Annotated in this window: 9 protein-coding genes; 6 read left to right on the top strand and 3 right to left on the bottom strand. The window is 69.3% G+C overall.

Annotation, left to right across the window (positions count from 1 at the left end; genetic code table 11):
- Positions 1–42 precede the first annotated feature (42 nt).
- A complete protein-coding gene (locus tag ACLN58_RS03935; protein WP_415853974.1) occupies positions 43–1,188 on the bottom strand; it encodes a LysM peptidoglycan-binding domain-containing protein in 1,146 nt (381 codons plus the stop codon).
- A gap of 184 nt (positions 1,189–1,372) precedes the next feature.
- On the opposite strand from ACLN58_RS03935, the gene ACLN58_RS03940 reads away from it, so the two are divergent.
- Complete coding sequence (locus tag ACLN58_RS03940) at positions 1,373–1,726, top strand: Rv2175c family DNA-binding protein (protein ID WP_415853975.1); 354 nt, start codon at positions 1,373–1,375, stop codon at positions 1,724–1,726.
- A 59-nt stretch (positions 1,727–1,785) separates the two neighbouring features.
- On the opposite strand, the gene ACLN58_RS03945 is transcribed toward ACLN58_RS03940, so the two are convergent.
- Both ACLN58_RS03945 and ACLN58_RS03950 read right to left on the bottom strand, forming a co-directional pair.
- The gene (locus ACLN58_RS03945) at positions 1,786–2,916 is read right to left on the bottom strand and encodes a polyprenyl synthetase family protein (RefSeq protein WP_415853976.1); all 1,131 of its coding nucleotides are present in this window, start codon (positions 2,914–2,916) and stop codon (positions 1,786–1,788) included.
- 2 nt (positions 2,917–2,918) lie between these two features.
- The gene (locus tag ACLN58_RS03950; protein WP_415853977.1) at positions 2,919–3,464 is read right to left on the bottom strand and encodes a hypothetical protein; all 546 of its coding nucleotides are present in this window, start codon (positions 3,462–3,464) and stop codon (positions 2,919–2,921) included.
- Positions 3,465–3,613: 149 nt separating this feature from the next.
- Here ACLN58_RS03950 and dinB point away from each other — a divergent pair, with 149 nt between their 5' ends.
- The 5 genes from dinB to ACLN58_RS03975 all read left to right on the top strand — a co-directional run.
- A complete protein-coding gene (dinB, locus tag ACLN58_RS03955; protein WP_415853978.1) occupies positions 3,614–4,894 on the top strand; it encodes a DNA polymerase IV in 1,281 nt (426 codons plus the stop codon).
- A gap of 189 nt (positions 4,895–5,083) precedes the next feature.
- Positions 5,084–5,449 (top strand): DUF3040 domain-containing protein, encoded by a 366-nt coding sequence (locus tag ACLN58_RS03960; RefSeq protein WP_415853979.1) that lies wholly within the window; start codon positions 5,084–5,086, stop codon positions 5,447–5,449.
- A 295-nt stretch (positions 5,450–5,744) separates the two neighbouring features.
- A complete protein-coding gene (mraZ, locus tag ACLN58_RS03965; RefSeq protein ID WP_307964498.1) occupies positions 5,745–6,176 on the top strand; it encodes a division/cell wall cluster transcriptional repressor MraZ in 432 nt (143 codons plus the stop codon).
- Between the two features lie 201 nt (positions 6,177–6,377).
- A complete protein-coding gene (rsmH, locus tag ACLN58_RS03970; protein ID WP_415853980.1) occupies positions 6,378–7,376 on the top strand; it encodes a 16S rRNA (cytosine(1402)-N(4))-methyltransferase RsmH in 999 nt (332 codons plus the stop codon).
- The coding region (locus ACLN58_RS03975; protein ID WP_415853981.1) for a hypothetical protein at positions 7,373–7,847 on the top strand (475 nt) is incomplete at its 3' end. The genes rsmH and ACLN58_RS03975, both read left to right, overlap by 4 nt.

Here is a 7,847-nt window from a genome sequence, read left to right on the forward strand (position 1 = left end):
AGGTCTCCGGGCCGCCGTGAGGCGGGAGCCGAACGGCGAGTGTCAGCGGAACAGGGCCATGTCAGCGGTGACCGCCTTGACGTAGTCCTTCGTGTCGTCGAACATCCCGCGCTTCGCGACCGAGGACTGGCCCTGGTAGTAGCTCGCGATGGCCGTGTTCTGATCGTGGGTCGCGGCGACCAGCGCACGGAGGATCGCGACACCGGCCGTCGCGTTGTCGCGCGGATCGAGCGGGTTGAGCGTCCGCCCCACGAGCGACGACGCCCAGTCGGCCGTCGACGGCACGACCTGCATGACGCCGATCGCGTTCGCGGGGGAGACCGCGCGCTGGTTGAAGCCGGACTCGTGGTACGCGATGGCCTGGGCGAGCACGGGGTCGACGCCCATCTTCCGCGCGGTGTCGGCGACGATCTGGCGCATCTGGTCGCGCGTCGGGACGGGCGAGGCGTTGAGCAGGCGCTTGTTCTCGTTGGCCGAGGCGACCACGGCGTCCGGGTAGGTGAAGCCGAGGAAGCTCTTGTCCACGAGCGGCTTGGGCGCTGCGGCTGAGGCAGGCGCCACGGAGGACGCCGGGCTGATAGCGGGGGCCGGCAGCTTGAGCGAGCGCCCGGCATAGATCACGGACGAGAGGCTCAGGCCGTTTGCGGCGAGGAGATCGCCCATGGGGACCTTGAGCTTCGCGGAGATGCCGTAGAGCGTGTCTCCGGGCTTGATCTGGTACGACCCGCCCGGCTGGGAGGCCGGGGCCGCGACGGGCGCGGGAGCCGGCGCGGGGGAGCCCGTGAGCTTGAGCTTCTGCCCCGGGAAGATGAGCGAGCTGGCCTGGAGGCTGTTGAGCTGGAGCACGTTGTGCCAGTCGAGCCCGTAGCGCGACGCGATGCCGATCACGGTGTCGCCCTTTGCCACGGTGTAGTCGGCGGGCGCTTGGGGAGCCTCTGGGACCAGCGCCGGCGCGAGCCGCGAGGGGACGAGCGCGGCGATCTCGGAGGCCGGCACGATGTCGGCCTGCTTCGCTCCCTCGGGGGCGAGGGCCGTGGCGCTCTGAACGTGGGCGGGCGCGGGCTCGGCGTTGGCAGGCTGGGCGAGAGCGAGCGAGGACAAGACCACCGCCGGCAGTGTCGCCGTCGTGACGGCGACCGCGGGCAGCATGGTCTTGGCCCCGGGCTGAGCGTTGCGGATGGCCGACATGACAAGTCCTCCGTGTGGCGCTTGTGACTGATGTGACTAAAGTGATGACATAACACTTGCGATACATATGTGACTGAAGTGAATCTCTCACGGATCCGTCATGAGCACAAGGCGCGAGCGTGCGCGCACGCAGAATCTGAGCGCCGACTAGGAGCGGTGAAGGGGTCCGTGGCACGCTTGACGCGTGAGTGAAATTGAACAGCTGGTGTCCGAGTGGCTGCCGTTGCCTGACGTCGCGGAGCAGCTTGGCTGCAAGATCACCAAGGTGCACGGCCTTCTCGATGAGAGAGCCCTCGTGGCGCTCAGGGTGGGCGAGCGCGGCATCAGATCGGTCCCGGCGCTCTTCCTCGACGGCGCGCACGTGGTCGACAGCCTTAAGGGCACCATCGCCGTCCTTGCGGACGCCGGCTTCTCCGACGAAGAGCTCATCACGTGGCTCTTCACCCCCGATGAGTCACTGCGCGGCCGCCCGATCGACGCGCTCCGCGAGGGCCGCAAGACGGAGATCCGCCGGAGGGCGCAAATTCTCGCGTGGTAGGCCGGTCCTCGCGTGGGTCATGCGACGGCCCTGCCCGGTGAGCTGAAGGGCTGGCAGGGCTAGGCGGCGCGCTGCACCGCCGAGAGTCCGAGGCTGCGCAGGGCCGCACGCACGTCGACCGGGAGGTGGAGGTCATCGAGGGCGTCGAACGCCCGGCCCGAGAGGCCCTCGATGAGGTCTTCCGTGGCGGCGAGCGCGCCGCTCTCGCTGATCACGCCGCGGAGCCGTTCGACGTCGTCGTCGCCCAGGTCCTGCCGCCCAAGGCTACGCTCGAGCAGTGCGCCGCCCTGCGCCGTCGCACGCTCTAGCGCAAAGGCGACGAGGACGGTGCGCTTGCCCTCGCGCAGGTCGTCCCCCGCCGGCTTGCCCGTGGTCTGGGGATCGCCGAAGACACCCAGCACGTCGTCGCGGAGCTGGAATGCCTCGCCGAGGGGGAGCGAGAAGCGCGAATAGGCGGCGAGGAGCGTGGCGTCCGCGCCGGCGAGTGCTCCGCCGATGCCAAGCGGATGCTCGGTCGAATACTTGGCCGACTTGTAGCGGATCACGTTGGCGGCCGCAGCCACGGCCTCGCCCCGCGGCCTGCTCGGCCCGGCGACTTCCTCGAGGATGTCGAGGTACTGGCCCGCCATGACTTCGGCCCGCATCGTGTTGAAGATGCGGCGCGCGGCGGTCCCCGAGGCGGCCGCGGGTCCGATGGCGGTGAAAGCCTCCTCGCTGAACGAGAGGCACAAATCGCCCGTGAGGATCGCGGCCGCCTGGCCGAAACGCTCCTCGTCGAGCGCCCAGCCGCGGTCGCGGTGCAGCTGCCCAAACCTGCGGTGCACGCTCGGACCCCCGCGGCGGATATCGGAGCGGTCGATGATGTCGTCGTGGATGAGGGCGGCGCCCTGGAACAGCTCGAGCGCAACGCCGGCCTGGACGGCCTCGCGGCCGAGCCTGCTTCCGCCGGCTCCCCGCCAGCCCCAGTAGCACAGGAGAGCGCGCAGGCGCTTGCCTCCGGTCACGAGTCCCGTGATGGCGTCCATGAGCGGCGCGACGTCGCGGGAGACCCCGGACATCGCCTCGCTCTGGACAGCGAGGAAGCTGTCGAGCTGGACCGCGAGCTCGTCGCGGTAGGCGGACTGCTCCTGCTGTGTCTGGTCGCCGAGGTCCTCTTCGTGCTGCTGGGGCCGGGCGTGGTCGGCGGACATGGCTACTTGATGGTCCCGGGGGCCACCGATGCGCCGACCGTGAACGTCGTGCGCCCGTTGACCACGACGACCGCGACGTTGACGGTCTCCTTGCCGCCCGAGCGGACGAAGTCCTGGCTGTCCGTCGTTCCGACCTTGGTCTTGGCAGCGGCCGTGAAGCCCTGGCCAGTGAACTGGCCCGCGTAGTAGTCGAGGATTTGGTCCGCGGTCGCCGAGGTCGAGGCCACGAGCGAGGCGGTCTGGGGGTTGGCCGTGGCGTCGTAGCTCGTCTGGAGCGTCGTGGCTCCCGGCATGATCGGGACCACCTGCTGCGGGAAGCCCGGCACGAGCGCGTTGACCGTGGCCGACGCGGAGCCCGAGGGCGTCGAGCGGGCGCTCCCGGAGGCGCTCGCGCTGGCCGAGGACGACGGCGACGACGCGGCGGCGGTCTGCGTGGGGCTCGGCGACGGGCTCGCTCCGGCAGTGGACGAGCAGCCGACGAGGGCGAGAACAGCCAGGGCCACCCCCGGGATCAGGCCTCCACGACGGTTCATCAAGTTGACTGGCACTCGCATCCTCCACACGTTCGTTTCGTTCAGTCGTCTCGCTGCTGCTCGGTCCTGCCGTCAGGGCCGAGCCCCCGGACAAGTCTAAGTGGCCGTGTGGGGCACGTTTCAGCCGGGGACCGTTGGCGGCCTCGCCCGCCTACCATGGGTAGGTGGAGAACCGAGATGGGCGCGACCCCCGCGAGCCGCTCGACGAGCTGCGCCGCCGCGGCATCCTCCACGTCGACATGGACGCGTTCTTCGTCGGGGTCGAGGAGCGCGAGCGGCCCGAACTCCGCGGGCGAATGGTGATCGTGGGCTTCCCTGCAGACCGTTCCGTGGTGCTCTCGGCGAGCTACGAGGCCCGGGCCTTCGGTGTGCGGAGCGCCATGCCCATGTCGGCCGCCCTGCGGCTGTGCCCGCACGCGATCGTCGTCGAGCCGCGCCACTCGCTTTATTACAGCGTCTCGCGCGAGCTCATGGCCCTCCTCGGCGAGTTCACGGACCTCGTCGAGCCGCTCAGCGTCGACGAGGCCTTCCTCGACGTGTCCGGCGCCGTCCGTCGGCTGGGCGCGCCCGAGGCCATCGCGGCGTCGATCAAGCGGGCGGTTCGATCCCGCCTCGGGCTCACGGCGTCGGTGGGCGTCGCCTCGACCAAGTTCGTGGCCAAGATCGCCTCGACGCGGAGCAAGCCGAACGGGCTGCTCGTCATCCGGCCCGAGGACACCGTTCCCTTCCTGCATTCGCTTCCCGTCGGGGCCCTGTGGGGGATCGGCGGCAAGACGGCCGAGGTGCTCGCCCGGCTCGGCATCCACACGGTGGCGGATCTGGCCCACACCCCGGACTCGACCCTCCAGCGCGCCCTCGGCGCCCCTGGCCTCCACGCCAAGGCGCTCAGCTGGGGCCTTGATGATCGTCGCGTGACTCCGCAGCGGGAGGAGAAGAGCATCGGCGCCGAGGAGACGTTCGCGAGCGACGTGGCCGAGGATGAGGTGCTGCGCCGCGAGCTCCTGCGCCTCGCGCATCGGATCGCTGGCCGCATGCGCTCGGCCGGGGTCCAGGCCGGCACGGTGGCACTCAAACTCCGCTACGCAGACTTCTCGACCCTTTCGCGGTCCCGCGCACTCACCATTCCGACCGACTCAGCCCACGTCCTCTACGAGGAGGGGACGCGGCTCCTCGCGAACCTCGGCGCGCGACCGCAGAGCGTGCGGCTCATCGGGCTCCGGGGGGAGAAGCTTTCGCGCGGCGGGGGAGCCGTTCAGCTGAGCCTCGAGCGCCGCGACGACAACTGGCGCACCGCCGAACAGACGCTCGATGCCGTCACTGCCCGCTTCGGGCACTCGTCCCTCAAGCCTGCGAGTCTGCTGGACGAAAGTGGCGAGCGCCGCCGCCCGCCTGGGCCCTCCGCTGCCCCTCCGGCCCCCGGGGGACCTTCGGCCTCTTTTGGTTGACGGGTCCGGGGCCTATCCTTAAAAGACCTTGAATATCGGTGAAAGCATCGTATCGGCGGGCAGTCGGGGAGCCTCAAGGGCGGGCGGCACGCTCGTCGGCCCCGTCAGATGCTCGCGGAACTGGACGTCGGTCCGATGCGTTGTGCTCTTGGCGGACCCGTCCGTCGGAGCAAGCATGAAGGAGTCGCGATGCCTCTCTCCGAGCACGAACAGAAGATGCTCGAGCAGCTTGAGAAGCAGCTGCACGAGGAAGACCCCAAGTTCGCCGATTCCATGGGTGCCGATGCGCTACGCCGATTCTCCACGCGTCACATCGTCCTCGGAGTCCTGGGTGTGATCGTGGGGCTGATGGTCCTGCTGCTCGGCGGGGTCCAATTCTCCAACGTGTTCGTCGGCGTCATCGGATTCCTCATCATGGGCGCGAGCGTCTACTACGGAACGTTGCGGGGCGCCGGGCGGATGCGCGGCCCGCGCAAGGCAGCTGCGGCGCCAAAGGCCGGGTTCCTGGCCCGCCTCGAGGCGCGGTGGGACGAGCGGCGACGCGATCAGAGTTAGCCCCCAGAACGCCCCCACTTTCCTCCCCAGACCACCGCAGGGACCCGCAGAATGCGGGTCCGCGGTCGTTTAACGGCTCGGAACGGACTCCGGCCACCTTTTCCCCTCCCCAGACCATCCACTTTCCCCCACCCCGGATCTCTCCTGAGATTCCGGGGTTTTTTCATGCTGAACGTGCGCGAGAACACGCCGTGTCGCGTTGACGGTGGGGAGTAGTGGAGTAAAGTGGTGGCTGTAAGAGGGAAGTGGCGGATAGGGACGTGCAGCTCCTCGGATCAGACGGGTGGTGGTGCCGGTGTTGCTCGGTACTCATTCGCCGCGTCTGGACGAGAAAGGGCGGCTCATCCTCCCGGCCAAATACCGCGACGAATTAGCCGACGGGCTGGTTCTGACCCGGGGCCAGGAACGCTGCCTCTACGTCTTCAGCCAGAAAGAGTTCGAGCGAATCCACGAGCAGATGCGAGAAGCCCCTATCTCCTCGCGTCAGTCACGGGACTACCTCAGGGTCTTTCTGTCTGGAGCCTCTGACGAGGTGCCTGACAAGCAAGGGCGCGTCACGATTCCGCTGAACCTTCGCAAATACGCGGGGCTCGACCGGGACCTCGCCGTCATCGGCGTAGGAACTCGGGCGGAGATCTGGGACGCCCAGGCGTGGGAGGACTACCTCACCGAGAAGGAAGCCTCCTTCTCGGAAACCGATGAGGACGCCCTGCCAGGGCTCTTCTGACGGAACGGCCGGCTGGCCGAGATCTCCAGCCGCCCGCGGCTCCGTCCTGGCTCACCTTCCCCGGAGCCAGGCTGGAACCCACGGTGCGGAGGGGGATCCCGATCAGCCGGCGGATCGCCGCGCGGGACAGGCGCGGCAACGGGAATGCAGCACGGGACAGGTGCGGCACTCCCGGTACAGACACGGCGCTAAGGAGGGGACATGCCGCAGCAGGACGACGAACGACCGACCTCGGAACGCCATGTTCCCGTCCTCAAGGAGCGTTGCGTCGCCCTCCTGACGCCCGGCGTCGAGGCCGCCCGCTCGGCAGGGCGCGCCCCCGTCGTCGTCGATGCGACTCTCGGCATGGGCGGGCACAGCGAGGCCATCCTCGAGCGCTTCCCCGACGTGACGCTCGTCGGGGTCGACCGCGACGAGCAGGCCCTCGAGCTCGCTGGAGCCCGGCTCGCGCGATTCGGCGATCGCGCCCGCCTCGTTCACGCCGTCTACGACGAGATCCCCGATGTGCTCGAACAGCTCGGCCTCGACGGTGCCGACGGGATCCTCATGGACCTCGGCGTCTCCTCGCTTCAGCTCGACGAACGGGAGCGCGGCTTCGCCTATTCCTATGACGCGCCGCTGGACATGCGCATGGACACGAGCCGCGGGCAGACGGCCGCGGACGTCGTCAACACGTACAGCGTCGAGGACCTCACGCGGATCATCCGGACGTGGGGCGAGGAGAAGTTTGCCGGGCGGATCGCGCGGCGCATCGTCGAAGACCGCTCCGACCGGCCCTTCGAGACCACGGGACAGCTCGTCGAGGCCATCCGGGCCGTCGTGCCGGCCAGCGCAGCACGAACCGGCGGTCACCCCGCGAAGCGCACGTTCCAGGCCCTTCGCATCGAGGTCAATGAGGAACTCGACGTGCTCGAGCGGGCAGTGCCCGGCGCCGTCGACTCGCTGCGGCTCGGCGGCCGAATCGTCGTCATGTCCTACCACTCGCTCGAGGACCGCATCGTCAAGGGTGCGCTGCAGTCCCGCTCGCGCTCGTCGGCCCCGCCAGGCTTCCCGGTCGAGCTCGAGGAGCACAAGCCCGAACTCAAGACGCTCACCCGCGGCACGGAAGTCCCGACCGCACAGGAGATCGAAGAAAACCCCCGGGCCGCCTCGGCCCGATTGCGAGCCGCCGAACGCATCAAGATCAGGAGCACACGATGAGCGCAGCCGCCCAGCGGAAGGTCGTGACGAACGGGACCTCCGCCGTCGCGCGTCCTCTCGCACCCGCCACGAGTGCCCCGCGCCGCGCGCCCCTCTCTGTTGTGCGCAGCGCGCCGGCCCGCCGCCGCGCCCCGTTTGCGATCTTCTGCCTCGGGGTGCTGGCGGTCGCGCTCGTCGCGGTCCTCGTGCTCAACATCGCGGTGTCGACGGGGCAGTACCAGCTCGTCCAGCTGCGGAGCCAGCAGATGGGGCTCGAAAAGCAGAACCAGGATCTGGCGCAACGCGTCCAGAACTTCGAGGCTCCCCAGAATCTGGCCGCCCGCGCGTCACAATTGGGCATGGTTGCCGCGACGTCGAAGGGTCAGATCGATCTCAAGACGCTCCTCGTGACCGGGATGCCGAAGCCTGCGGCGAAGGGCGGCGCCGCGGGCGCGGTCATCGCCGCGCCGGAGGTGCCCGGCCTGGTTGTCG

Source organism: Sinomonas sp. G460-2, from assembly GCF_047759905.1.
In the GTDB taxonomy this organism is placed as follows: domain Bacteria; phylum Actinomycetota; class Actinomycetes; order Actinomycetales; family Micrococcaceae; genus Sinomonas.